The 25,256-nt window shown below is 40.0% G+C and carries 24 protein-coding genes; 4 read left to right on the plus strand and 20 right to left on the minus strand.

The window, feature by feature from the left end; translation table 11 throughout:
• Window positions 1-429: pyridoxamine 5'-phosphate oxidase (gene pdxH / locus QNJ50_RS09500; protein ID WP_300634594.1), on the plus strand; the 429-nt coding region annotated here is incomplete at its 5' end.
• Window positions 430-498: 69 nt separating this feature from the next.
• Here pdxH and QNJ50_RS09505 read toward each other — a convergent pair.
• From QNJ50_RS09505 to QNJ50_RS09515, 3 genes are all read right to left on the minus strand, one after another.
• A complete protein-coding gene (locus tag QNJ50_RS09505) occupies window positions 499-1,617 on the minus strand; it encodes an ATP-dependent Clp protease proteolytic subunit (RefSeq protein WP_300634597.1) in 1,119 nt (372 codons plus the stop codon).
• Between the two features lie 213 nt (window positions 1,618-1,830).
• Window positions 1,831-2,739: a carbamate kinase gene (gene arcC / locus QNJ50_RS09510; protein WP_300634600.1), complete on the minus strand. Its 909-nt coding sequence runs from the start codon at window positions 2,737-2,739 to the stop codon at window positions 1,831-1,833.
• A gap of 6 nt (window positions 2,740-2,745) precedes the next feature.
• Window positions 2,746-4,092 carry a cyclic 2,3-diphosphoglycerate synthase gene (locus tag QNJ50_RS09515; protein ID WP_300634603.1) on the minus strand — a complete coding sequence of 449 codons (1,347 nt, stop codon included), beginning with the start codon at window positions 4,090-4,092 and terminating at the stop codon, window positions 2,746-2,748.
• A 67-nt stretch (window positions 4,093-4,159) separates the two neighbouring features.
• On the opposite strand from QNJ50_RS09515, the gene QNJ50_RS09520 reads away from it, so the two are divergent.
• A complete protein-coding gene (locus QNJ50_RS09520) occupies window positions 4,160-5,698 on the plus strand; it encodes a gamma-glutamyltransferase (RefSeq protein WP_300634606.1) in 1,539 nt (512 codons plus the stop codon).
• Window positions 5,699-5,846: 148 nt separating this feature from the next.
• Here QNJ50_RS09520 and QNJ50_RS09525 read toward each other — a convergent pair whose 3' ends face one another.
• From QNJ50_RS09525 to QNJ50_RS09540, 4 genes are read right to left on the minus strand one after another with little or no spacing between them, the layout of a single operon-like run.
• Window positions 5,847-6,959 (minus strand): FAD-dependent oxidoreductase, encoded by a 1,113-nt coding sequence (locus QNJ50_RS09525; RefSeq protein ID WP_300634609.1) that lies wholly within the window; start codon window positions 6,957-6,959, stop codon window positions 5,847-5,849.
• Window positions 6,956-8,371 carry an FAD/NAD(P)-binding oxidoreductase gene (locus QNJ50_RS09530; RefSeq protein ID WP_300634613.1) on the minus strand — a complete coding sequence of 472 codons (1,416 nt, stop codon included), beginning with the start codon at window positions 8,369-8,371 and terminating at the stop codon, window positions 6,956-6,958. The genes QNJ50_RS09525 and QNJ50_RS09530 overlap by 4 nt, the downstream gene beginning before the upstream one ends.
• On the minus strand, window positions 8,364-8,657 hold the full coding sequence (locus tag QNJ50_RS09535) for a (2Fe-2S)-binding protein (protein ID WP_300634616.1): 294 nt from the start codon (window positions 8,655-8,657) through the stop codon (window positions 8,364-8,366). Before QNJ50_RS09535 ends, QNJ50_RS09530 begins: the two co-directional genes overlap by 8 nt.
• Window positions 8,658-8,689: 32 nt before the next feature.
• Entirely contained in the window at window positions 8,690-9,751 is a 1,062-nt protein-coding gene (locus QNJ50_RS09540; RefSeq protein WP_300634619.1) for an ornithine cyclodeaminase family protein, read from the minus strand.
• Window positions 9,752-10,632: 881 nt separating this feature from the next.
• Between QNJ50_RS09540 and QNJ50_RS09545 the strand changes: the two genes are divergently transcribed.
• Window positions 10,633-11,007: a hypothetical protein gene (locus QNJ50_RS09545; RefSeq protein ID WP_300634622.1), complete on the plus strand. Its 375-nt coding sequence runs from the start codon at window positions 10,633-10,635 to the stop codon at window positions 11,005-11,007.
• 207 nt (window positions 11,008-11,214) lie between these two features.
• Here the strand turns inward: QNJ50_RS09545 and QNJ50_RS09550 are convergent, their stop codons facing one another.
• Complete coding sequence (locus QNJ50_RS09550; protein ID WP_300634625.1) at window positions 11,215-11,481, minus strand: hypothetical protein; 267 nt, start codon at window positions 11,479-11,481, stop codon at window positions 11,215-11,217.
• 12 nt (window positions 11,482-11,493) lie between these two features.
• Entirely contained in the window at window positions 11,494-13,935 is a 2,442-nt protein-coding gene (locus QNJ50_RS09555) for a WD40 repeat domain-containing protein (protein ID WP_300634628.1), read from the minus strand.
• A gap of 348 nt (window positions 13,936-14,283) precedes the next feature.
• Here QNJ50_RS09555 and QNJ50_RS09560 point away from each other — a divergent pair, with 348 nt between their 5' ends.
• Window positions 14,284-14,574, plus strand: a complete 291-nt coding sequence (locus QNJ50_RS09560; protein ID WP_300634631.1) for a DUF5132 domain-containing protein — start codon at window positions 14,284-14,286, stop codon at window positions 14,572-14,574.
• A gap of 386 nt (window positions 14,575-14,960) precedes the next feature.
• Here QNJ50_RS09560 and QNJ50_RS09565 read toward each other — a convergent pair whose 3' ends face one another.
• The 11 genes from QNJ50_RS09565 to QNJ50_RS09615 all read right to left on the minus strand — a co-directional run bounded on the left by QNJ50_RS09565 (window position 14,961) and on the right by QNJ50_RS09615 (window position 24,732).
• Window positions 14,961-15,848 (minus strand): FAD/NAD(P)-binding protein, encoded by an 888-nt coding sequence (locus QNJ50_RS09565; protein ID WP_300634633.1) that lies wholly within the window; start codon window positions 15,846-15,848, stop codon window positions 14,961-14,963.
• Window positions 15,845-16,324: a cyclic nucleotide-binding domain-containing protein gene (locus QNJ50_RS09570; protein WP_300634634.1), complete on the minus strand. Its 480-nt coding sequence runs from the start codon at window positions 16,322-16,324 to the stop codon at window positions 15,845-15,847. The genes QNJ50_RS09565 and QNJ50_RS09570 overlap by 4 nt, the downstream gene beginning before the upstream one ends.
• Before the next feature lie 383 nt (window positions 16,325-16,707).
• Window positions 16,708-17,835: a 4Fe-4S dicluster domain-containing protein gene (locus tag QNJ50_RS09575; protein WP_300634636.1), complete on the minus strand. Its 1,128-nt coding sequence runs from the start codon at window positions 17,833-17,835 to the stop codon at window positions 16,708-16,710.
• 135 nt (window positions 17,836-17,970) lie between these two features.
• On the minus strand, window positions 17,971-18,234 hold the full coding sequence (locus tag QNJ50_RS09580; RefSeq protein WP_300634639.1) for a hydrogenase maturation nickel metallochaperone HypA: 264 nt from the start codon (window positions 18,232-18,234) through the stop codon (window positions 17,971-17,973).
• On the minus strand, window positions 18,216-18,710 hold the full coding sequence (locus QNJ50_RS09585) for a hydrogenase maturation protease (protein ID WP_300634642.1): 495 nt from the start codon (window positions 18,708-18,710) through the stop codon (window positions 18,216-18,218). Before QNJ50_RS09585 ends, QNJ50_RS09580 begins: the two co-directional genes overlap by 19 nt.
• A complete protein-coding gene (locus QNJ50_RS09590) occupies window positions 18,691-19,983 on the minus strand; it encodes a Ni/Fe hydrogenase subunit alpha (protein ID WP_300634645.1) in 1,293 nt (430 codons plus the stop codon). Before QNJ50_RS09590 ends, QNJ50_RS09585 begins: the two co-directional genes overlap by 20 nt.
• Before the next feature lie 353 nt (window positions 19,984-20,336).
• Window positions 20,337-21,314 (minus strand): NAD(P)-dependent alcohol dehydrogenase, encoded by a 978-nt coding sequence (locus QNJ50_RS09595; RefSeq protein WP_300634648.1) that lies wholly within the window; start codon window positions 21,312-21,314, stop codon window positions 20,337-20,339.
• 24 nt (window positions 21,315-21,338) lie between these two features.
• Window positions 21,339-22,316, minus strand: coding sequence for an NAD(P)-dependent alcohol dehydrogenase (locus QNJ50_RS09600; protein WP_300634651.1), 978 nt, complete (start codon window positions 22,314-22,316; stop codon window positions 21,339-21,341).
• 295 nt (window positions 22,317-22,611) lie between these two features.
• The gene (locus tag QNJ50_RS09605; RefSeq protein WP_300634653.1) at window positions 22,612-23,475 is read right to left on the minus strand and encodes an NmrA family NAD(P)-binding protein; all 864 of its coding nucleotides are present in this window, start codon (window positions 23,473-23,475) and stop codon (window positions 22,612-22,614) included.
• 91 nt (window positions 23,476-23,566) lie between these two features.
• Complete coding sequence (locus QNJ50_RS09610; protein ID WP_300634655.1) at window positions 23,567-23,914, minus strand: hypothetical protein; 348 nt, start codon at window positions 23,912-23,914, stop codon at window positions 23,567-23,569.
• A gap of 35 nt (window positions 23,915-23,949) precedes the next feature.
• Complete coding sequence (locus tag QNJ50_RS09615; protein ID WP_300634657.1) at window positions 23,950-24,732, minus strand: hypothetical protein; 783 nt, start codon at window positions 24,730-24,732, stop codon at window positions 23,950-23,952.
• Window positions 24,733-25,256: the final 524 nt, after the last annotated feature.

Below are 25,256 nucleotides of genomic sequence, written 5' to 3' on the forward strand. Positions count from 1 at the left end.
TTCGTTTTTTTTACTAATTACGAAAGCAAAAAAGCCCATCAAATTGAAGTAAATCCCCAAGTATCACTGTTATTTTTTTGGATCGCCTTAGAACGTCAGGTACAAATATCCGGTAATGCTGCCAAAATTTCTACAGCCGAATCTCTAAAATATTTTGTCACTCGTCCCAGAGGTAGTCAAATCGGAGCATGGTGTTCGCAACAAAGTACAGCCATATCTTCCCGTAAAATACTAGAACTGAAATTTGATGAGATGAAGCGTAAGTTTCAAAAGCAAGAAATCCCTTTACCTTCGGCATGGGGTGGTTATCGAGTTGTACCTCATAGTTTTGAATTTTGGCAAGGGAGACCTAATCGATTACATGATCGATTTTTATATTCTCCCTTAGATGACGAATCTGGTTGGGAAATTCAAAGGTTAGCTCCTTGAGGGATTGTGGGGAACATTTGTTCAACAAATATTTTTTTTGAAACATCTCCCTTTTTTGCGTTACTCCCCTCAAAATTTATAAACTCTTCTATGAGCTAACAAATAAGTCGGAAGTACTTTTTGAAAAATGTAGTTATACATTATATTATGTATACCAAGAATTGGTTTATATAAAACATTCTCATATTTAACCTCGTAGATATAATTTTTAAAAGCTTCTACATCCTCTCTAAGGAATTGTGCATCTAAGCCATATCCATGCCCAAAAAGCTCTCCACTAGATACGAAATAATTCCATATTAGATTTTTTACTTTATAGAAATCATTTGGAGTATCTTGATGTAATCTATGTCTAAAAGCCACTATGTTAGCAACTTGGTTTAAAGCATTTGAGCAATGACCATAATCTAGAATATTGATAGGGCTAATCAATTTTTTCAAAGCATTTAAGTATGCTTCTTTTTCAGGAGCATTACTAATTTTTCTCATTAGTAAGTCAAGATAATGCTCAACTCCATCAATATATGAATGGGCAGATTTTTGAAAAAGCTCTTCATCTCTCAAATATATCTGACTGTCAATTGGTCCTAATAGGGCATTTTCTAGCATTAAGATTTTATTGCAACAAAGGCTAAAAATAGTTCCAGCGCTCCAGGCGGAATCAGCTACGATTACATTAACATGCTTAAAAATCTTTTTTAGGATGTCATAAATTTGAACTGCTGCTAGTCCATCACCACCATCAGTATCCAAGACAATATAAACATTGTCACGCTTTCTCTGTGTAACTTCTTTATCAAGCAATTCACCTACTAGTTCCCTAACGCGCCAGGTTATATCTTTACAAAGATAAGCTCCGTAATGATATTTATTTGTGTACATTAGTATGACATGGATATCATATCCTTGAGTCGTAACAAAATCATCTCTTGTACTTGTATTTTTCAATATCTCAATTTTCTTAATGAATTCCTGAATTTTCTCTTGTAATTCATTAATCTCATAATGATTTTCATCATTTATATTTACTTGAGATTCTAAAGATTGAATTTGCCTTTGAAACTCGTCTAATTTATTCTGAGAGCTTCTAATTAGCTGAGGTATTTCGTAATATTGAATGAGTGATTCTTCGAGATTCGCTAAGGGTTCATCTAATGTTTGCTTGATGTTATCTATTGGTTCACTCATAGTAGTGCCCCTAAACTCTTCTATATTTTCCAATAAAATAGATTTGCAAACTACTAGAAGTAGATATGAGAAATCTAACTAAGTCTGATTATTAACTTCTAAAGTTGAACTCGTCTCCTGATTCTTTTTTTACCAGTCAAAGTTGAGGATTTTGTGAGAGGAGGAAGTAATTGCTTTAGGTGCAACTCTTTTCAAAGGGTGTAGCCCTAAACTCTAGTAATTATTAATTATGGTTGTTCCGGCATCACCGGCAAGAATTTTCCGTGCATCTCCTAGTTTACCAATAGCAGCAAAGTGTCCTGTAGCATCTACAAATTTACAAGCCGCTTCCACCTTAGGAGCCATAGAACCCGGATCAAAGGTATAATTTTTTAGCTGCTGAGGCGTAACCTGAAGTAGTGGTCTTTTATCTGGAGAGCCCCATTCAGTATAAACTGCATCTACATCTGTAAGTAATAGTAAGGCATCAGCTTCTAGTTCTTCTGCCAATAATGCTGCTGCAAAATCCTTATCAATTACCGCCTCGACACCACGCAACACACCTAAGGGTGTTACTACTACTGGAATCCCTCCACCACCTACACAAACCACAATTGACCCTGCTTTTACCAGTAACTTTATCGTTGCTAACTCAATGATTCTTCGGGGTGTAGGAGAAGGGACGACACGACGGTAAAGATTGCCATCAGGTGCGACTTGCCAATGACTTTCTGCCGCCAATTTCTCCGCTTGAGCTTGGGTATAAAGTGGACCAATCGGTTTTGTGGGATTAGCAAAGGCAGGATCTTCAATATCTACTTCCACCTGGGTTAATAAAGTTACTACCTCACATCCTGGTAAATAATTGTAAAGCTGCTGTGAAAGAAGATAACCAATCATACCTTCACTCTCAGCATTAAGAACATCCAGGGGATAGGGCTGGACGTTTTTGTAAGCAGCGGATTGCAGTGCCAACAATCCAACTTGTGGCCCATTACCGTGGGTGACTACAACCCTATTTTCTTTTGCCACTTCTGCGATCGCTTGGGCTGCTACAGTAATATTATGCAGTTGCACATCAGCCTCTAAAGGTTGTCCACGCTGCAACAGTGCATTTCCTCCCAAAGCAATTACCACTTGCATATTCACCTACACTCCAATATTAACCCTCAGCAAAAATTTTTCTACCAAGTTTCCCAAACTATGTTCCCCGACTTCTGCAAACTCATAGCGAGCACGTATGACTGGCTTATTCACCTTAATTAAAGCAGCTAAATCAATTGGTGTGGCTGAAACTACCACATCAGCGGCAGTGTTATTAATAGTTTGTCGCAGTGCCTCCAGTTGTTTTGGCGAATAGCCCATTGCTGGCAAGACTGAGTGGATATGGGGATACCGAGCATATACATCTGCAATTTCTGGCACTACAAAGGTACGTGGATTTACTATTTCTGCAGCTTCGGCATTAGTGGCAGCAACATAACCGGCACCATAAGCCATACCACCGTGGGTTGTTGTAGGTCCATCTTCCACCACTAGTACCCGTTTTCCCTTAACTGCATCTGGGTTTTCCAGACGGATGAGAGAGGCAGCACGCACTAAGGCAGCGGTTGGGTTAACGGTGCGTACGTTATTAATCACCTGTTGCACGTCTGCTGTCGCGGCGGCATTCACCTTACCAACTACTACAATATCTGCCATCCGCAACACTACTTCTCCCGGATGGTGTGTGGTTTCGTGTCCGGGTCGTAACGGGTCAACTAGGACAATGTGTAAGTCAGGGCGAATAAATGGAAAATCATTATTACCTCCATCCCAAAGTATTAAATCTGACTCTGATTCCGCCAATTTTACTATCTGAGTATAATCAACTCCAGCGTAAACAACATTACCATTATCTAAGTGTGCTTCGTACTCCTCTCGCTCTTCTACAGTACATGCCGCAGCGTCCAAATCGGCTCTGGTTGCAAAACATTGGACACTCTGACTTTCCAAATCTCCATAGGGCATGGGATGACGAATCACCGCTACCTGGAAACCTTTTGGGCGCAATAATTTAGACAACCAACGAGCCGTCTGTGACTTACCACAGCCAGTGCGTACCGCAGACACAGCAATTACTGGCACCCGTGCTGACAACATAGTGCGTTCTGGACCCAGTAACAAAAAGTCTGCTCCTGCGGCCATTGCTCGGGAAGCTATATGCATTACCTCGGCATGAGTGACATCACTATAAGCAAATACCACTTGATTAATCTGTTTTTGGCGACATAGTTCTTCTAACTCAGACTGATCTATAATTGGAATGCCGTCAGGATACAGAGAACCTGCTAAAGAAGCTGGATACTGACGATTGGCAATTCCAGAAATTTGTGTGGCGGTAAAAGCAATTACTTCATCTGCGGGATTATCCCGGTACACCAGATTAAAATTATGAAAATCACGGCCTGCTGCCCCCATAATTACAATTCGATTGCGGGGTTGTGTGTTATTCATAACTTTTTCCTCTTTACATATTCCTGTAATATCACTTTCTACTACTCGGTGACGACGCTAATTTTATATGCCACGAAAAGTTATTATTGCCTCCGATGCTCAAATTGTAGTCGATGTTGCTGCTGCCGTAGCTAATCGTGGAGGTAATGCGGTTGATGCGGCTATTGCTGCTACTCTGAGTTCTATGTGTACTAACTTGGGAATTATTTCCCCTGGTGCTAGTGGGTTTATTACTATTTGGCCCAAAGGAGAAACCCCGATTGTAATCGATGCCTATGCTGCAATGCCTGGACGAGGGCTGGATTTGGTCGAGTTTGGCAGTGGCATGAAAGAGGTATTTTTTGGTTACGGTGGCGGCATGAGTACAATGGTGGGCTATGGTTCTGTGGCTATCCCTGGAATATTTGCTGGTTTGGGTTTAGCTGCGGAAAAATATGGTAATCTTCCTTGGTCAGAAATAATTGCACCAGTACAGCAACAGGTCGCAAGGGGCTTTCCTCTCTCTCAAGTGGGAGCGGAATATCTTTCCTATACCCATCAAATTATTTTTGGTTGGCATCCCGATAGTTATCGAGTCATCCATAAAGCTGATGGTAGTTATTTGCAGTTTGGAGATATGGTTCGGCTTCCTGAACTGGCTACTAGTTTGCAGTTGATTGCCGAGGGCGGAATAGATGTTTTATATCGTGGAGAATTAGGAAAAAAAATTACCGCAGAAATTCAAGCTAACCAAGGATTGCTTACCTTTGAAGATTTAGTTAATTATCGAGCGATAGAGCGATCGCCAATTATAATTAATTTTGGAGATTGGGAAATAGCAACTAATCCTCTTCCTGCAATAGGCGGGACTTGTTTGGCGGCAATGCTTTTATTAATGGATAAACGACAACTGCACGAATGGAACGTAGAAACAGTCAGAGAAATAGCTGAGATTCAACAAGCAGTATTGCAATATCGCAGCAACCATTTAGAAGGAGTAAATGAGTCAATAATCGAGCAAGAAACAACTCGTTTACTGGAAATTGCAGCTAAAGATAATTGGCAGCAGTTAAATAAATCTCCCTCTACAATTCACGTTTCTGCAGTAGATAGTCATGGTTTAGCTTGTTCGATCTCTGCCTCATCTGGATATGGTTCGGGGGTAATGGCTGGAGGTACTGGGTTATGGTTGAATAATTCGTTAGGAGAAATTGAGTTACATCCCCAAGGCTTACGTGATTTATCCCCAGGTACTCGCCTCATTTCTAATATGGCACCTACTGTCTGTCGGCATAAGGATGGGGCAGTTTTAGCAATTGGTTCTCCTGGAGCATCTCGTATTACTACCGCGATCGCTCAAGTATTATTTAATTTTATTAGTTTAGATCTACCTTTAGAACAGGCAATATCCCATCCTAGATTACACTTTGAAGTTTTTAACGATACTCCTTTGATTGCTTTTGAAACTGGTTTAAATGTAGATACACTCAACTTAAGCAGTCGTCAATTTGAGGGACTTTCAATGTATTTTGGTGGAGTTCAAGCTGCATTGAGTCATCCTACTAATGGTTTAACTGCTGCCGCCGATCCTCGTCGTGCAGGAAGCATTGCCTGGGGTGAGAACTAACTCACTAAGAAATGAGAATTTAATAACCTGTAATTCTGAAATTTGGAATGGTGCGTTACGCGATGCTAACAGCACCCTACTTTTGTATTTTATTTAATCCACATTCCTAATACCTCAGTATATAGAATAACTTTACCGATTCCGTGTCTTAATCTGCAGACTGAAACCGCTTAATAGAAAATGGTTCAATTGGCAGAGAACTCTTGCGATCCAAAATCAACTCCGAAATAATTCTCCCAACTACAGGTGAAAGTTGGAAACCATGAGCAGAAAAACCGAAAGCATGATAAACGTTAGGTGTTTTAGCACTGGGACCAATAACCGGAATGCGATCGGGCATAAATGCCTCCAATCCAGCCCACGTTCTGACAATGCGCACCTTAGCCATTATGGGGAATAAATCTAGGACAGTGCGGCTACTTTCACTGAGTTTTACAAAGTCAATCTCTGTAGTCTCTTTGACTATGTCATATTCAGCAAGATGAGCCCCACCAATCAGTACCGTGCCATTCTGCATCTGTTTAAAAGACAACTTGCGCGACTCAACACCCACTACTGGCTCGAGAAAATGGGGTAAACGCTCAGTTACCATCATCATTGGGGCACCTATTTTTATGGGCACTGGTTCATCTAAATAAGAACAGATTTCTCCTGCCCAAGCACCAGCACAATTAACTAGTATTGGTGCATCAAACTTCGCTTTGTCTGTCACTATCCGCCAATAATCTCTCAATCTTTCTAAGCCATTCACCCGGCAGCCAGTCCAATACTTCACTCCCATGGACTCAGCTTTGCGACGAAAGGCAGTAAGTGCATGATAGGGACGGGCAAAGCCATCGCCTGCAGTATAAAGTCCACCGACGCAATGGGTTGCAAGAGATGGCACTAATTGGTAAAGACGATCGCGATCGATGATTTGCTCGTGGTCAAAGCCAAGGGAATGGACTAGGGCAGCCCGCTCCTCCAGCTTCTGTAAATCCGCTGCATTTTCTGCCACCCGCACCTGACCACTGAGTTTAACATCGCAGTCACTACCAACTAGGGAATGAATATCCCGCCACATTTGGGCAGCAACTACTGCTAGGGGAATCTCCGTTGGATGGCGATTTAGCCGACGTAAACCACCAGCGTTGACCCCAGAAGCGTGGCGACCTGGGCTGTTTTTTTCGATGACAATTACCTTTTTACCGGTCATAGCTAGATGGAGAGCAGTGGAAGACCCCATCAAACCACCACCAATTATCGCTACATCAAACTTCAATCTTCCGCCCTCCTCAAGTTAGCCAGTTGGGCAATATTTAGGGGTCTTATCGGTGGACGCACCCGAAATGGAGTATACTCTGAGACCGGGTATTTGTTTTCTGCAGCAACAATATGGGCAACTGCTAGAGCGCACTGCCGTCCTTGGCAAGGTCCCATACCACAACGGAGATAAAATTTAACTTGATTGGGATCGGTGTGTCCTTCCTTTACTGCTTGGCGGATTTGCCCCGCCGAAATTTCTTCACACCGACATACCAAAGTCTTGTCATCCTGGGGAACGAGTAGTGAATCCGGTAGTCGGTATAAAGCTTCTAGGAAAGGACGTACTCTCCGGTCTTTCCGCATCCAGTTCAGGTCATCCTTTCCTTGGCGATCGCGTTCTTGGGTGCTGATGATATCCAAACTCCGAGCCGCTTCCAGGGCTGCTAAACGTCCGCTATGTTCGGCACTGCGAGCACCACCAATACCAGCGTTATCACCGATTATCCCAATACCAGGTACGTTGGTGTTACCCCATATATTTACCTGGGGACGCCAACACTGTTGACCGCAATCCCAGATATGATTGCAACCAGCGGCTTTGGTGAGGTTTGTTCTAGGAATGACACCAAAATGTACCAAAAGGCTGTCTGTAGTAATGGTCTCGCGCCTACTAAATCCGAGAAAATCCCAACCATACTCTACAGCTTCAATCTGGTTGTCACCCTGAGCCTGCAGTTTGGAAATTCCGTAATAGATTGGTACCCCACCTTTATGTAAATCCAGCGTGTATTTCAAACCACGCTTAATATAATCACCGGCTGCTAATGCCCTTGGTAAGCGGGGAGCGGCACGCCACAAGTTACTTCCGGGAGAAAGTTCCAGTACTGCTTTCACCGATACCCCAGCCCGGAGATATTGCCAAGCGACCAGTAACGGTAAAGGACCTGTTCCGGCAATTACCGTACCATTAGCGGGAACAACCCCAGCAGTTTTCAGCAATATTTGGGCGGCTCCGACATTCATTACCCCTGGTAGTGTCCAACCGGGAAAAGGAACTGGACGCTCCATTGCCCCACTGGCAACTATCACTCGCTCAGCTTGAATTATAGATGCCTGACCATCACTTAGAATACCAATCTGGCGATGGGAATTCAAAGACCAAACAATTGTATGGGGTAAATACTTGGCTCCACTAGCGCCAAATGCTTCTACCAAACCCTTACCGCGCTGGTAATCTGCACCTAGTAATTCCGATTTGCGTCCCGGAGTATTGGCAATCCCTCGGTAAATTTGTCCGCCAGGGGATGGCTGCTCATCCAGTACCACCACATCCATCCCCAAACTCGCAGCTGTGGTTGCAGCACAAAGTCCCCCAGGTCCAGCACCAATCACCACAAGTTGATATGACTTTTGATATAACTCATCCATCTCCAGCTACTCCTTGCTGGCGACGAATCCTCATACCTTCTGCAACCAGTACCTGACAAGCTTGACGGTTGGGTAAGCCGTCGATTTCCATCAAGCACTCAAAACACACACCCATCATACACAGAGGTGCCCGATTTGACCCCGATATAGGAGTGGTGCGGGTATAGCCCAAATTATGAACTAAAACTGCGGCTGCTACTGTTTCACCTACAGCAACTTGAACATCTTCGCCTTCAATATTTACTGTGACTGTATTGCCATTTAATTCACTCAGGCGCTTAAACATTATAATTTTCTTCCCCTTGTATTGCCCCAGAATCAGAGCTTAACTTTCGATTCCAGACCAAGATGCTCGAATAACATACTCTGCTGTAAGTCTAGCTTTTTCCCCTTTTGCTTTTCATTGGCTCGATTGAACATAGCCATGGCGATCGCTACATCAATATACGCCAAACCAACGGCGTTGAAATAAATCCGTTCCGTCTGGGATTCACGACCCGGTTTTTTCCCTGAAACCAATTCGTGTAAATCAGCATGGATATTGCTAGCATTAATCAGCCCTTCTTGATACATTCTACTTAAGGTCTGGGTGCGGTGAGTGACTGTTTCCCAATCGTCACAGACTATTTTATCTGCTTGTAATGCTACCTCAAATTCATCCTCCCAGCCGCCGATGTGGCTATAGAAAGTACCTGGCTTCACCCATGCAGCTTTGAGTAGGGGAGCTTGGGCACTGGTAGCGGTCACCAAAATATCGGCATCTTCCATTGCCTTTTGAAGACTGGTATTAGTTGATACAAACTCCATTTCTGGGAACAGGCGTGAGAGTTCAGTAATGAACTGTTCTTCATGCTTTACAACATGTGCTGCCACCCGACATTGCTTGAGGCTAGGACACACTGCTTTCATAGCGATGAGATGCATCTTTGCCTGTTCTCCAGCACCAATAAAACCAATTACTTCAGAGTCCTGGCGGGCTAAGTATTTGGCAGCAAGACCACCCATAGCCGCTACCCGCATATTCGATGCAAGAGTACCTTCCATAACGCAAATGGGGAAACCCGTCTCAATTTCTGACAGGATAAAAATAGCAGATAAATTTTGTTGATCGTGCTGGATCGGATTCATTGGAAATACTGAAACCCACTTTACCCCGCACACCTTTTCATCTAAAAGGGTTGCAGGCAAACAGTTAATCCGTTCTTGGGTTGCCTGATTGAAAATCTGCACGATTTTCTCGGGAAAAATCACATGATGTCTCTCAAATTCGAGCATGGCTTTTTCTGCAATGTCCATAACCATGCGAATATCAAAACAACCTGCATCAAGCAGATCTTCCTGAGATAAATAAGTAAAACTAAGATGATGTTTATTACTCATAGCTAGACTTGATTTTAACTTAGTGTTAAAAAAAATTGATTCTTGTCAACATCAAATCGAGAAAAATCTGTTGAATAATTTTTATTGTTGAATAATTTTTCAACTATTATTACTACATTTTCAGGACTTACGCAGTTGTCACAATACACCGGTGGTGCGTGACGCTCAAAGCCTTATTAATACGTTCAGGTTAACTCGCTTGTGTCACGCACCCTACAAGAAAAATGTGTCGGTTGCGTAAGTCCTAATTTTATTTAACTTACTAATAATCATACTAATTATTTTTTTTGATTCCATATATCTATAGAAAATAATTATTTATATTTATGTCAATATTTTTATACAAAAGTTATTGTCTTTATTTTTATAATTCAGTAACACTAATTTACTAAATAACTGTTATATTTAATGTTTTTTATACAATCAATAAACACTTATGTTTTTCTGGCTTGAATGACTATAAAGAAATATAAAAAATGAGCAATTATATGCTTTATTTTAATATTTTTAAGTATAAAACTCAGGCTATAAAATAACTACTAAATTATATGCTATTAAATTTGGATGATAACTCTCTAGCTTCCAGATCAATTGTACTTGCCATAATCGAGTTACACAATATTGTATGAGCAGGTTTTAATTGTATGAGCAGGTTTTAGGTTTAGTCTTGTTCCCAGAATAACAGTCACGGCAAGTGCTTTTTTGGGACAATATAGTAATGGTTAGATGGTCTGAATTGCGATCTGAATTATCGCACATCTAGTCTGGCATTACCCTGTTCAAGTTCGATTGCGACTAGAACAACATTACTCCACAGTAAAAATACTCCACAGTGAAAAATTTAAAAATTTAAGTCATTATGACAGCGAGAATAAAACATCATGACTACAACGAAAAAAGTCTGCTTATTAGGTTCTAAATACGCTATCTTAGAATTTGAGTTAGGAAAAGAACAAAAGCCTAACTTAAGCATAGTTGCAAAATGCAAAATAAATCCTGGACATGTTACTGTTAATGGCACACTCGACTATGCAACTAATGAAAATAATTACCTTTGCAAAAAAGATAGTGATGGTTTTTTAGAATTGACCGAGTTAGATTTAATAACTTGGATAGATACCTTAGGATTTACAAATGAGTTTTTGGCGGGGCATTACACTGGTTATAAAATACTCCTAAGCTCGGCGATAGAAGAAGATAACCAAGAAGCTTTTGAGTTTATGGTTAGGGCTATTCTACCAGGGTTTTATGAATAGAAAACATGACTATATTTTTGCAATATTTACGTAATCCTTACAGTAAATGTGTGCTAAATAACACTAAAAACCTTATTAATACGTCCAAGTTAATTTGCTTGTGTCACACACCCTACAAAAAATATGTCAGCTGGGTAAGTCCCATTTTGAATCAGTAATGATTATTGTCTCAATTCAATTCATTTCATTGCCGTTACTATCTATCAGCTATTTTTTCACCTGTGAGCTAGACAAAAATAAGGTCGCCTGGTACCAGTTATCGAAATATTCAGGCATACAAGATTGGTCATCAATATAAGTTACAGCCCAAAGGTTATCACTTTTTTGTTCAATACGTCCCAGGAAGTGAGATTTACCGCCACAACTGGAAAGCGACAGATCGTAAATATGACTGGCAATTCGAGTAAAAATAATAACTTTTTCTTCTAAGGTAAGACAATGTGGAGGGTTTGCTGTTGTTCTTTGCTCTACCATATTTGTAACTCTTTAAAATAAATGATTTAGTTGCCAAATTTTAATTGTTTTGTCAGAACTACAACTAGCGATGTATTGACCATCTGGGCTCACAATAAGGTGATTAACAGTTCCTGAATGTGCAGTTATCGTTTGTAGTAATTCTCCAGTTTTCCATCGCCACAACTTAATGGTCTTATCAGCGCTACCACTAACGAGAACTTCTCCATTCGGACTGATAGCAACTGATTTTACTTCATCTGTGTGTCCTGTCAATGTATGTAAAATTTTACCAGTCTCTAATTGCCAAATTTTGATGGTTTTATCGGCACTACCACTAAAAAGAATTTCTCCAACACCTATAGAACTAATCGCAACAGAGTTTATTTCACCAAAATGCCCACTCAGGGTGCGTAAAAGTTCTCCCGTTTGCGGGTTCCACAGTCTTATTTTTTTTTCCTTAGTACCGCTAACAAGAATTGTACTAATCCCCAAGGAAGATTTAGAACTAACAGGGTTAATGGCAATTGTGTTGACTACAGATGAATGCCAAAGAGTAGAAATGCGATTGCCTTTATGTAGATTCCAAATTTTAATTTTATTACCGCCACTGGCAAGAATTGGTCCTGTTCCTTCTGAGACCGAATTACCAAGAGGACTGATTGCTACAACGTTAACTGGTTTGTGATGTCCTAAAAGAGTATGAATTAATTTACCAGTTTTTAGATGCCATACTTTGACATTACTTTTAGGAGTTTCATAACTACCGACTGCGAGTAAATTACCATCGTCACTCACAGCAATAGATGAAATTTCGCCAGAATTTTTTGTCAAGTTGCGGATAAAAATACCTGTTTTAATATTCCACATCTTGATATGTTTATCTGCACAACCACCAATCAAAGTCTCTCCATCAGGACTAATAGCGATAGATGTTACTTCTACTGAATGTTCTGTTAGTGTGTGGCTCAAAGAAACATATTCTTCTTGTCGCTGCTGTTTGAGCTTGGCGATTTCATTAAGAACTTCTTCCAGTTCATTAATAATTTTACTATTCTCCACCGCAACAAAATATTCTTTTAAATTTTGAATATATTCTTCATCTTCTAAAGTGACTACAGATCGCATTTTCCCTAGGGGATTATCCCATTCCTCTGGTAATACTTGACGTAGTCGCAGCCATGTATTTATCGAGTAATCAACCTGTTTCTCAGCCAAAGAGCGATCACTTAGGTGAGATAAACTCTGTGCTAGTTGCAATGCTAACTCAGGGATCCAGCTAAGCCGCTCTGTTTCTAGAGCTTGGTAGAGTTGTTCATATCCTGCGATAATCGCTTGTAGAGATGGTAAGTCTAATTCACTCTTAAGCAAATTTGGTAGTAAATCCGGAAGCAGGGGAGATACATCATGATAAACAAGGTGGTAAGCATCTGCTACCCAACTAACAACCAAGCAATGACAGGTAATTAAAACTTGGCATAATTGTTCAAAATCCTGACGATTAATTTGGTACTGTAAGGATAATTTACTAATATCTATTCCCTGATTTTTCCATTTTTCAGTCCGTTCTAAAATTGCCAGATTGGTAACATTATCTCCACCTAAATCATCAATTTCTTCTAATTTTTCTCCTAAAGATATTAATTTATCTCTGACTTTCTTCCATTCTAGAGCACGGTTTTTTGCCGACTGATCAATAATTTTTTTGTAAGGCAATCGAGAAATTGTTTTATAGTAGTAATTATCTTGTCCTAACCCCCAATAGGCAATACGAAAATTTAGATAATCACCATCAATCTCTGATTCTAAAATCAAAATTGGCTCTGTTTTTAAAATTCCAAATAGAGCCTTAATACTCGATTCACTATGAAATCGTTTACTATCCCATGCTCCTGCCAAAAACTCTGTAGGTCTTGTAGCATTTTGTAGGGAATAATGATGATTAATAAAATCTCGCAAGCCTTCAGCTAACATGAGCTCAATATCTAAATTTTCTTCTTGCCGGTGAGCAAATTTATCGAACTCTACTTTAGGTGGTGCCAGAAAAATTTTTAAAGGTTTGCGAGTATCATTTGTGCTGTTGGCTAAAATTTGTGAAGGATATAAACGTAAAGGCCAACTTTCAAATAATTTTTGTAACTCTGGTAATTGAAGTATTGTTGTTTGCTCTTGAGTTGCAATTTTTAATTGCATTTGGTGGTAATAAACCGCTAATTTTTGTCGATCTATTTTTTCTTGTTCAAATCCCTGAATATAACTTATTTGTTGATTGTAATTATTTTCGTAATTGTCTTTGGAAATGTTTTTGAGAGTACTTTTATAACTATTCCCAGATTGGATGAGAGCTTGATTCTGTATGCTTTCTTGCTTATTACTTAAATTTCCAGGTGCTTTATTATCCTTTTGTACTAGATTTGCAATTACTGGGGCAAACTCTATTATTAGTTGAATTAGTAACCTTAGCCCTTGCTCCATAGGGAGATTCCTGTTTAGTAAATATAATTGATTATATTTGTTGCTTATCCAAATAAAGACTTTGTTACTTTCTAGAATTCACGATGCCATACTTGTTGGTTACTTGTACGATCATTTTACCAAGCTCACAGTTACTTATTCCAGTACTAAGTTGGATCGCGATCCAAAATAAACAACAAAAGTTAATAATTAATATACCCAAGCCTTCATTAATCCATTGGAAATATCAAACAATTTAGACAAAAATGATTAGTATAATCAGCAATAAAAATTAAGTTATTTTTATTATTTTCACTACTTAATAGTGATACAATAAAATTGTAAAATAAGCAGAGAGGTGGCAATACTATGGCACCTAAACTTATTCCTAAGATTGAAGATTTTGTAGAAGACCTTGGAATTCCAGGTATTGCAGCAGTAGTCCTTTTACCTGCATTTATTCCTGTGGTAGCAGGGGTTAGTAAACCAATAGCTAAGGCAGCAATCAAAGGCGGAATAATCCTCTATGAAAAAGGTAAAGGAGCAATTGCAGAAGTAGGTGAATCCCTAGAGGATCTCATGGCTGAAGCAAAAGCTGAACTTGCTGAAGAACAGATGCAACGCCTTGAAGCTTCTCAACCTCACTCTGAAGCTGGTTAGTGTAACTTGTGCAGAACTCAAAATTCTTTGCTTATATTGCTTCTGGGTTTCTGTAAAGAATTTAGTTATTTCTGTGATGCTGCATTGGTTGGCTATCGGAGGAGGAGAGAATTATGGGATTTTTGGGATTCCGGATTGCACAATTTCACTCAAGATACAAGTTATGTTGTGGGATGGGCATGATGCTCATCCCTTTTTAATACCTCATAAGTGTAGGTTTGATAATCTGTGTTCGGGCACGCCCACATGAATTGAATAAATGCGCGTGCCCGTGTTGTTTTCAATACTCGTCTGATAGTCGCGAATATAAAGACGGCTTTCGTCTTGTCTTTGAATCCAATGATTATTCTCTACAATATTAATCCTCAATCACCGATTCCAAACTCTCAAAACTCCCTTTGTTCAAACCAAAACTTAATTTTGTCATACCTGAACACAGGTCCATCCTTGCAAATAAAAGTTGGTCCAAGTTGACAATGTCCGCAAAAACCAACAGCGCACTTCATATTTCGTTCCATTGAAATATAAATGTTATCTGGACTAACGCCCCGTTTTAATAACTCTGCAATTGTAAACTGCATCATCACTTCCGGTCCGCACATTATTGCTGTGGTATTGAGTCGGTCAAAAGGTGCTCTACGTATCAAGTGTGTCACAACTCCCACATTACCCTGCCAACCAGCCTGGGCGCGATCAACTGTGACAAATACTTCCAGGTCGAGGTGCGATTTCCATGCTTTTAAATCGTGACGAAAGAGTATATCTTGAGGCGTACGAGTCCCGAAAAGCAAAACAACCTTACCGTATTTTTGTCTATTTGCTAGTATATGATATACAGCCGGTCTGAGTGGAGCTAAACCAATTCCTCCAGCAACCAAAACTACATCATTACCCTCAGCAATCCGTAAAGGCCAAAAACTACCAAAGGGTCCCCGTATCCCCATTGTGTCACCAGGTCTAAGTTTACTTAGGGCAGTGGTAACAGTTCCCACAATCCGAGTTGTATGTTGTAATTTATCTGGTTCTTGTGGATTACCACTGATAGAGATAGCACATTCCCCAGTGCCGAAAGCATAGAGCATGTTAAATTGACCAGGCACAAAGTTAAAATTTTTGTTACCGTCAGTAGCTTCTAACTCCAAAGTAAAAGTATCATGAGTTTCCTTACGTGTTCGTGTTACCCGGTAAATTTTTGGGAGCATGGGGTTAACGGGGGTGTGAGAAGGAAGATAGAGGTGTGGAGATATATCCTCTTTCCTTTTAAAAGTGGTCATAATAACTTCCTCTCTGGTAAACCGTAGAGGTCTAAAAGTTGTAACCGAGTTGCTTGTAAGCTTTCTAACATGATAAAGGAAAAGCGTTTCATCATTTCGTAACCCAGTTCCGGATCGTTGTCACATTTACCGCGCAAACAGCGACCATCTAGTGCGATCGCCCGCGTTAATTCTAGCGCTCGGGCATCAAATTGCCATTGGTAGGGTGGGAAAAGCCAAGACCATCCCAGAACATCATTGTCTCCTAGGGTTTTAATAACTATTGCTTGTTTACCGGGAGAACTAATTTCTACCGAAACTCTGCCATGTCTGAGCAGGTAAAATCTGTTTGCCTCTTCTTCGCGATGGAAAATTATTTGTCCTGCTTCAAAACAGATATTTGACGCACATTCAACCACAAGCTGAATGTACTCTGGTTTGAGTCCTTGAAAAAAACTATGTTCTTTTAAAAGTGGTTCTAAAGTAGATATTGTCATGATATTGAGGGGATTGGGAATAGGGGACTAGTACCGCTGCGCGGAAATCATTAGCGGATCCGTAGGTAGCGGCTCCAGATCCAGATCCGTAGGTAGCGCAGCTAGAGCCTACGGCGACGGCGGAGCCTCTAGCTAGAGCCTGCGGCGTCGGTGTTAAACCTTACGGACGATATGGCTGCGCTTACGCCTTTAGGCGCGTCTCAGCCTAAGCGCGTGTCCGTAGGACAAACAGGATTTACTAATCTTCTAACCTTATTACGTAGTGCTACGGTAATCTTTTAATCGTAAATTCTAATAGAAACAGTACCATAGATTAAGGCTTAAAAGCTGTTTTCTTCTGATACCCGTTGTCCAGTTTTAACAAATCATTGTTCACGATTTAGTTAACTGCTGTCTTTTATTGCTTTCACTTCTTTAGTAATATCAATTCCTACCGGACACCATGTAATACAACGACCACAGCCAACACATCCTGATGTTCCAAACTGATCGATCCAACTTGCTAGTTTATGGGTTATCCATTGGCGGTAACGGGACTTAATACTGGTTCGCACGCTTCCCCCATGAAGATAAGAAAAATCTGTCGTGAAACAAGAATCCCACTGTCGCCATCTTTCGGCATGATCGCCTGTTAAATCAGTCACATCTTCTACTGTGGAACAAAAACATGTAGGACAAACTAGGGTACAGTTACCACAAGCAAGACAACGGGAGGCGACATCATCCCACCGGGGATGCTCCAAATTTTCATATAAAAGTTCTTTTATACCTTCTGTATCTAATTTGCGCCCCATTTGTTGTGTTGTTTGGGTTACAATCTCGTCTGCTATGGCTTGTTCGGCGGTGCTGACTGGTTTATGGACTACTCTATCAATTACTTGTGCTCCAAGTTCGCTACCAACTTCAACCACAAAATAGTGACTTTCGGAGTTTAAAACCTCAGTTAACGCCAAATCAAATCCCTTAATAGCTTTTGGTCCTGTCTGCATTGATGCGCAGAAACATGTTCCCCCAGCTTGAGCGCAGTTGACAGCAACGATAAAAATATTATCCCGATTTGCTTGGTAGTGGGGATCTACGCTTTCACCTGAAAGAAAAACTTTATCTTGAATTGCGATCGCATTTAATTCGCAAGAGCGGACGCCAATAAAAGCTCTTTTGGTGGAATCAGGAATTTCTGGATTAACTTGAATATTCTGACCTTGGCGTTGCGCTTTCCATAAACGAACCTTGGGGGGAAACAAATATTTCTTCCAGGAGTGGGGTCCAACTACATAGCCAAAAACAGCTTTATCGTTTCGCGTTCGTAAACGATATGTTCCACCATCTTGCTCGTCAGTCCATCCAATGGGAAAGTCTTCTACCCTAGATACCCGATCATAGACAATAGCACCTTCCCTAATAGTAGGTCCAATTAATTGATACTCTTGTTGAGCTAGTACATTTAGTAGCTGCTGCAAATCTTGTCTAGCAATAACAACTCGGTCGTAGGTAGGGGATTTATTATTCAATGCATATTCTCCTCAATTTTTTTAAGATCGGGAGCTAAAAAAGGATGAGGAATAATTTCCTCACGTCAGCTTTATTTTTAGATTAAGCAAAAAAAATGTTGGAATTGTGAGGATTTTTATGTCTTATAGGTTTTACTAAACTTCAAACTCTACACTTTCAAGTAATATTTCCTGTGCAAAAGGGTCTTTCAAATCTTCTGATATCTGACACTCCAGATGAGCACCCTCTGCAACTGTATCTTTAGATGCTAACTGAAAATGTTGCTGTAAATGCTCGCTAGAAATATGGGAAAGTGCTCCCAATCTTACTTTAACTGATATAGCTCTTGTACCTTCTTGCTCTAAAACAACAGTATTAATTGTTTTAATGAGGTCATTAACTAAACTGGCTTCGTGCATAATTCTACTAATACTTCTTGTAACACTTTTTCTGTGGCTTGTTCAACTTCTGGAGAAAGTCCTATCCCATGGGAGAAATTCTTTCCTTCCACCCCATAAATAATTAACTTGGGTGGGAGTTGATTTAAAGTTCTTGCTAGTTCTACTGCTTCAGCAACACTAAAAGCATGGGTAGAGTAGTTAAAAAACTTTGCGGGTACTACTTCTATCTGGGCATCAATACGATGAATTTTACCAACTTCACTTCCAGACATTACAGCATCAAATAGATAAACAGTTGTTGCATGTTGCCATAATTCCATCAATGCAACACCTTCACCTGATGCTTCAATAATTTTTATTTCTGGGGTCTTGGTATCTGGATCTACTTGGTTGTGGAATTTTTCCGCAATTACTAACCCAACCGCATCATCCTGGCGGAATTTATTACCAACACCAATCAGTAATATTTGATGATTATGGTTCTCTTTCGACATTAAGCTTTAGGAAATGGGTTGAACACGATATACAGGGGTCGTAATTGCGAATTACTTGTTCAGATTGTTGCCGTAATTGTTCGTCTGGTAAATCTATGTGCTCTTCGACAAATTTCCAGAGGTCTTTTTCAATAGTTGACTGGTTTTGGGATGTGGGAGGTACAATCTTGGCATCGAGAATATCTCCTTGCTCATCAAGTTGATAGCGGTGATAGCAAATGCCGCGAGGTGCTTCGGTACAACCATGTCCAGTACCAGGTTTAATTGTATATTCTGCAACAGGCTGACTTGACATTTCCTCGGATTCAATAATACGTAATGCTTCCTGGGCTGCATATAGTACTTCTAAACTCCGGATGATAATGCTTTGAAAGGGATTGCTACAAAATGATTCTAAGCCGATATCGTGAGCAACTGCTTGGATTTGGGGTGTTAGTCTTTCGAAATTCAAATTGTAGCGCGCTAACGGTCCAACAAAGTAATTTCCCCGCTCCTTGATAGTTGAATGTAACGCCGTAGAATGAGGTTTATGTATTTCTGCAATGTGATCGTAAAATTCACTAATAGGAATGTTCAAACCTTTATTAGAAACCAAACGCCCTTCATTCATCGGATATTCTTCAGAATGTTGCAGCGCCACAAATTCGTAGTCTGGTTCAAATTCAGGGAAAGTAAACCCAGCAACCCAACGTGCTGTTGATTCAGCAGCCTCAATTGCCCATTCTAGATCTGGAATCAGGGACTGTAACTCTTGTTTTGTCGGCATTTTGTAAAAACCACCCACCCTAACATTGATCGGGTGAACTTCTCTACCACCAACCAAAGACATGATCTGATTGCCAATTTTTTTTAACCGCAGTCCTCGTTTAACAACATCTGGGTAATCTTTTGCCATTTCAACAGCACTGTTATAACCAAGGAAATCGGGAGCGTGTAACATAAATATGTGTAAACTGTGGCTTTCGATCCATTCACCACAGTAAATTAGCCGTCGCATTGCTCGAATAGTACCTGCAACTTCAACTCCAAAGCAATCTTCCATCGCATGAATAGCACTCATCATATATGCGATCGGGCAAATACCACAGATACGAGCAGTAATATCTGGAGCTTCGCTATATTTACGCCCCCGTAAAAAAGCTTCAAAAAATCGGGGTGGTTCAAAAATTTTTAGTTTAACTTCTTTAACTTTATCATTTTTAATTTTCACATACATCGCGCCTTCGCCTTCGACGCGAGCCAGGTAATTGACTTTGATTGTTTTAGTTGTCATGACTCACTGCTCGGTTAACAATGTTTATTTATAAAATCTTTAGCACTAATACTTCTCTACGATCGAATAATACCCTGGCTATTGCTTCTTCAAATAAAATATTCTCTGACAATCCTAACGCTGTTGAATCGCTTTTCGGCAAGCATCATATACATATTTCCACAAGCTAAATGCTATAGCGCTACGCGCAAGTCATTAGCAAAGCGTGTCCGTAGGACATAAGTAAAAAGTAAAAAGTCAAAAGCCTAAGACGTATGGCTTTTAGGGTTAATACATGTCCTAACCTAACTTCGTAGTGCTATAAATGACTGCGATCGCAATATCTGTCTCGAACAAATTATTAGGTTTTATTGTTAATGGTCTACAGTTATGACTACATTTCCTGTTTTTTGTCCTTTTTCAACATACCTATATGCCTCGACTATTCGTTCCAGCGGAAATAATTCTCTATCTATCACTGCTTTGAACTTATCTTGTTCAATGAGCTTTTTGATTAAAATTAAACTTCCTCTAATATTTGTAGGCATTGGAAATAAAGTTTTTTTGTTTCCGATCATGGGTTTAATAATGGGCGTTATAAGCGGTAAGAAAATATTTTGAGCCATGTAGCCTAAGTCTGAAGAAATATAAACTCCTCCTGGTTTGAGTAGATGTTTGCACTTAAAAAATGAACTTTTGCCAACGGTATCGAAAACAAAGTCATATTTTTGTTCATCTTTTGTGAAGTCAGATTTTGTATAATCTATGACTTTATCTGCTCCTAGTGATTTTACTAACTCAATATTTCTCGTGGCGCACACTGCAGTAACATCAACATCAAAATATTTTAAAAGCTGAACTGCAGCCGAACCAATCGCGCCTGTTGCTCCATTAACGAGAATATTTTGTCTTTTTTTCAGATCCACTTTATTAATAAAGTTATATGCATAATGGGCACCTTCAGAACTTGCTGCCGCCTGCCCATACGATATATTGTTTGGTATGATTACAACTTTATCTTCTTTTATTGTCATATATTGGGCATGAGAACCTGAGCCTTGGTCGTCAAATCCAAAAACTTTATCGCCTACTCTTAGAGACGATACATCTTTACCAACCACTTCGATTTCTCCAGCAAATTCAGTTCCAGGAATTTGTTTTTTTGGTTTGAATAGTCCTGTTACTATTCTCATAAAAAATGGTTTTGCTCTAATTGTTGCGCAATCTGTTCTATTGACTGTTGTTGCGTGTACTTTTATTAGTACTTCATCATCTCTGGGAACTGGTTTTTCTACCTCTTTTAGCTGAAGAACATCCGGCGAGCCATATTGAGTGTATATAATTGCTTTCATTAGACATCTCCAAGCAGTGTTTTATTAGGTTTTGTTGCTATTTTCCAAAGTTATGACTACTTTTCCTCGAGCGTGTCCTTCTTCAAGATACCCGATAGCTTCCGCAACCTCACTCAAGGGGTAAACTCTATCGATCACAGATACGATTTTGCCAGCTTCAAGCAGCGCTTTCAAAAATTCCAGGTCTTTTTGGTTTGCTTTCGTAACATCCGTGTTGCGCATTATTTGTCCTCCGGTCTTTGAACCCCCCGAACGGAAGATTAATTGCAACATCAAAGCCGGAGAATATGCATTTAAGAGATAGGTTCCATTGGAAGCCAATATGCGCTTAATCTCTGAAACTGAGCGATTACCGACATTATCTAAAATTAGGTCGTAACGCTGATCGTTTTGGGTGAAGTCTTCACTTGTGTAATCAATAACCCGATCTGCCCCAATCGAGCGCACCATGTCCACATTTTGTGTGCTGCATACACCGGTCACTTTAGCCCCCAAAGACTTAGCAATCTGTACTGCAAACGTCCCCACACCACCAGACGCACCATTGATCAAAACCTTTTGCTCTGGCTGAACATGCCCTTGGTCGCGAAGACACTGTAAAGCGGTAAGCCCTGCGACAGGGACGGCAGCTGCTTTCTCAAACGATAAATTGACCGGTTTGAGGACTAATTTATCTTCAGTAACACACACATATTCGGCAAAACCCCCTCTGGATATCTCGCCGTAAACTTTATCACCTGCCTGAAAATTTTTAATGTTTGTGCCAATCGCTTCAATTTGCCCCGCAATATCTGCTCCGAGGATCTGATTTTTGGGTTTTAACAACCCAGAGATAAAGCGGATAATGAATGGTGAGGCTCGCATGAAATGCCAATCTAATGGATTTGCCGCTGCCGCATCGATTTTTACCAATACTTCATCGTTACCCGGAAACGGTTTAGGAATCTCTTTTAGCTGAAGAACGTCTGGCGATCCATATTGAGTATATATAATTGCTTTCATTCATATTGCTCCAAGATTACGTCGATCTGTTCATTTTTCCTATAGTTCACCACCATCTAACCAACAAGTTTGCAAAACCTAACTTACTGCAATACGGTTATCTGCACTACGTGTATGACTAACGTCACGCTACCGCTAACACCGTAGGTGCGTGCTAACAGATAAGCCTAAATTTCTTGGTAGAGACGCGACATGTTTCCCTGCGGGAACCCTAAGAAGACCGCGTCTCTACAGTGGTATTTGTTTTAAAAGTTGAGTGGCATCTTGAATGTAATGATTACAGTTGCCTATGGAATTAACTGGTAAATACACCAAGTCTAGCCTTTCTCTTTTCAATCCACTCATTTAAAGTTGTCGTTGGTGCACCTAAGATATGGTTAGCTTCTTCCGGATCGCCTATTTCACTGACCTTTTCGAAATAAGACATTAATCTGCCCGCAAACCCAAGTTCTCGGTTGCGCGTGATAAATGACAACACCTTAACTAGCCAGAAAGGCATGATAGATATCTTTTTGATATCCGAATGAAACACAGAACAATAGCGTTTTAACGCCTCATGCATAGTAATCAGTTCTGGACCATAAATAAAGAATCTTCTATTTGCTGCTTCCTCAGAACTATAAGCAGTTGAAACCATCCTGGCAAAATCGTCTGCCGCGATCCAGTGGTAAGCTTGAGGTTGCTTTCCAAAAACAGAGGCTCGACCTTGAGTAACGAATTTCGGTAAAACCTCCATAAACCAACTGGGACAGAAAATGGTGTAGGAAATTCCACTATCTCGGATCGCTTTTTCTGCTAGAAACTTCCGATCTACTAGGGAAAACCATCTGTTCTCCTCAGTGACAGTTACTCCTGAAACATATGAAATTCGCTCAATTGCTGTCTTGGAAGCGACTTTCGCAATCATCTCAGTTGCTTGCTGTTCCACTTCAGTTGGAAGATTGATATGAACCCCATGACAGCCATCTAGTGCTTCCTTCAAACTATTAGTTTCGACTGGATTTCCAACCACAATCTCAAAAGAATCATCAAATAGCTTTTTCGCTTTTTGACCATCCCTTGTCATAATTCGCACTCGAAATCCATCTTCTTGCAGACGGTGTGAAACAGGTTGTCCCAACATTCCAGTACCGCCAACGACTAAGATAGTCTTTTGCATCTTCTTTCCCTCCTCAGAATAATGCTTCTTGATACTTTTATGTGCGCTCAAGCTGGGAAAATATCACTTTAAACCTGTCCATAGGTGACAACTATCGCCTTTTCAACTGTGCTCTGTATATCCAGTTGAGTAGAAACAGAACGCCTATAAGAAACAGTGGTCCGGAAATTACCCAACTCCCACCTCTGCTGGAAAACATATAGAATAAAGCCAAAGCAATGAACAGGAATACTCCCACCCCCTCCCAACGCCATGCAATGAGTAACGCCATAACAACAATGCATGTTGGAATTAGATGGATTAGTAAGGCAAGAATTGTTTCTCCAAAGTCATAACCTGCACTGAATACATCTAAAGCAAATACACTCAAAAATATTGCGAAAAGAATGCACAAAACCCTTGGAGCCCAGAAGAGAACTCGCTTTGTACTCCTATTCATCGCTTTCCCCTGAATATTTTTGATTTAAGTTGGATTTAAGTAAGCTGTGAGTCATGAGACTCGCTTTCTTTCCGAAAAGCTTCCGCGTAAGCGTTATAAGTGCGGTAACTGCGTAATAAATCGGCTTCCTTAACGCCCAAATTTTTCCACCAATTACTTAAGGATGTAGTATTAGGAGTCTCAGCAGGTCCATAACAACCATAACAACCCCGGTTGTACGCCGGACAAATTGCTCCACAGCCAGCCTGGGTCACAGGTCCCAAGCAAGGTATACCTTGGGCAACCATAACGCAAACAGTTCCCCGACGCTTGCACTCCATACAAACGCTGTATTGGGAAACATTAGGTTTACGGTGAGATAAAAAAGCGCTAATTACCTCCAATAATTGATATTTGTTAATTGGACAACCCCGCAACTCAAAATCAACAAAAACATGGTCAGCGATCGCGGTAGATTTATTCAAGGTTTCGATATATTCTGGCGATGCATAAACAATAGAAGTGAATTCTTTAACGCTCTTAAAATTACGCAGTGCTTGAATACCTCCTGCTGTTGCACAAGCACCAATAGTCACCAAGTATTTTGATACTCGTCGTACCTTGTGAATTCGTTCTTCATCATGGGGTGTAGTAATTGAACCTTCTACTAGAGATAAATCATAAGGTCCTTTAACAACAGCGCTAGAAGCTTCTAGAAAATTTGCGATTTCAACTTCTCCTGCTAATGCAAGTAATTCATCTTCGCAATCCAGTAAACTTAACTGACAACCATCACAGGAAGCAAATTTCCAGACTGCTAGTTTGGGTTTTTTACTCATTATGAAAGATGATTTTATGGATAATTTTTTATTTTTCTCTACATCTACCTTTATAGAAAAAGAATATGAGGAATTTGTGATGGGAATTATCGCCAAAAATTTGTTCTTAGGATAGAAATTACGTATATTTATATCGCTTTCAGTCTATTGAATCTGAGCTAAGTACTGAAAAAATTGTAGAGTGTAAATAACAATACCTTTGCCAAAATTAACAATTAATTGAAATTTAAAATTTTGTCATTTCGCGATCGCGTTATTAAGGTTATTTTTTAGGGAATTCTATAATTAGAGCTTCCCAGATCAAAAGTAGTGTTATGGTGTTCGATTTCTTTTGCACACTCGGCAATCTTAAAAGGTATAAAATTGGGCAAACTGCCCAATTTTGGTGTTTACCAAAGCTATTTTTTACAACTAAAGTAGTAAAATTTATGATTATGAAAATAATTGTTTAAATAATTTTTTTATTCTAAAACAACAACACCCGAGCATCTACTGACTTAGTTATTCCCTCTCTTATCTCATGA

The sequence above is a fragment of the Mastigocoleus sp. MO_188.B34 genome (assembly GCF_030065675.1).
Taxonomy (GTDB): domain Bacteria; phylum Cyanobacteriota; class Cyanobacteriia; order Cyanobacteriales; family Nostocaceae; genus Mastigocoleus.

Coding starts and splice junctions, on each gene's coding strand:
- QNJ50_RS09505 (WP_300634597.1), bottom strand. CDS start 1,617: ATGAGTGAACCAATAGATAACATCAAGCAAACATTAGATGAACCCTTA.
- QNJ50_RS09535 (WP_300634616.1), bottom strand. CDS start 8,657: ATGTTTAAGCGCCTGAGTGAATTAAATGGCAATACAGTCACAGTAAAT.
- QNJ50_RS09530 (WP_300634613.1), bottom strand. CDS start 8,371: ATGGATGAGTTATATCAAAAGTCATATCAACTTGTGGTGATTGGTGCT.
- QNJ50_RS09590 (WP_300634645.1), bottom strand. CDS start 19,983: ATGACAACTAAAACAATCAAAGTCAATTACCTGGCTCGCGTCGAAGGC.
- QNJ50_RS09565 (WP_300634633.1), bottom strand. CDS start 15,848: ATGACCACTTTTAAAAGGAAAGAGGATATATCTCCACACCTCTATCTT.
- QNJ50_RS09600 (WP_300634651.1), bottom strand. CDS start 22,316: ATGAAAGCAATTATATATACTCAATATGGATCGCCAGACGTTCTTCAG.
- QNJ50_RS09605 (WP_300634653.1), bottom strand. CDS start 23,475: ATGCAAAAGACTATCTTAGTCGTTGGCGGTACTGGAATGTTGGGACAA.
- QNJ50_RS09610 (WP_300634655.1), bottom strand. CDS start 23,914: ATGAATAGGAGTACAAAGCGAGTTCTCTTCTGGGCTCCAAGGGTTTTG.
- QNJ50_RS09595 (WP_300634648.1), bottom strand. CDS start 21,314: ATGAAAGCAATTATATACACTCAATATGGCTCGCCGGATGTTCTTCAG.
- QNJ50_RS09520 (WP_300634606.1), top strand. CDS start 4,160: ATGCCACGAAAAGTTATTATTGCCTCCGATGCTCAAATTGTAGTCGAT.
- QNJ50_RS09615 (WP_300634657.1), bottom strand. CDS start 24,732: ATGAGTAAAAAACCCAAACTAGCAGTCTGGAAATTTGCTTCCTGTGAT.
- QNJ50_RS09550 (WP_300634625.1), bottom strand. CDS start 11,481: ATGGTAGAGCAAAGAACAACAGCAAACCCTCCACATTGTCTTACCTTA.
- QNJ50_RS09570 (WP_300634634.1), bottom strand. CDS start 16,324: ATGACAATATCTACTTTAGAACCACTTTTAAAAGAACATAGTTTTTTT.
- QNJ50_RS09540 (WP_300634619.1), bottom strand. CDS start 9,751: ATGAGTAATAAACATCATCTTAGTTTTACTTATTTATCTCAGGAAGAT.
- QNJ50_RS09555 (WP_300634628.1), bottom strand. CDS start 13,935: ATGGAGCAAGGGCTAAGGTTACTAATTCAACTAATAATAGAGTTTGCC.
- QNJ50_RS09515 (WP_300634603.1), bottom strand. CDS start 4,092: ATGAATAACACACAACCCCGCAATCGAATTGTAATTATGGGGGCAGCA.
- QNJ50_RS09580 (WP_300634639.1), bottom strand. CDS start 18,234: ATGCACGAAGCCAGTTTAGTTAATGACCTCATTAAAACAATTAATACT.
- QNJ50_RS09560 (WP_300634631.1), top strand. CDS start 14,284: ATGGCACCTAAACTTATTCCTAAGATTGAAGATTTTGTAGAAGACCTT.
- QNJ50_RS09545 (WP_300634622.1), top strand. CDS start 10,633: ATGACTACAACGAAAAAAGTCTGCTTATTAGGTTCTAAATACGCTATC.
- arcC (WP_300634600.1), bottom strand. CDS start 2,739: ATGCAAGTGGTAATTGCTTTGGGAGGAAATGCACTGTTGCAGCGTGGA.
- QNJ50_RS09585 (WP_300634642.1), bottom strand. CDS start 18,710: ATGTCGAAAGAGAACCATAATCATCAAATATTACTGATTGGTGTTGGT.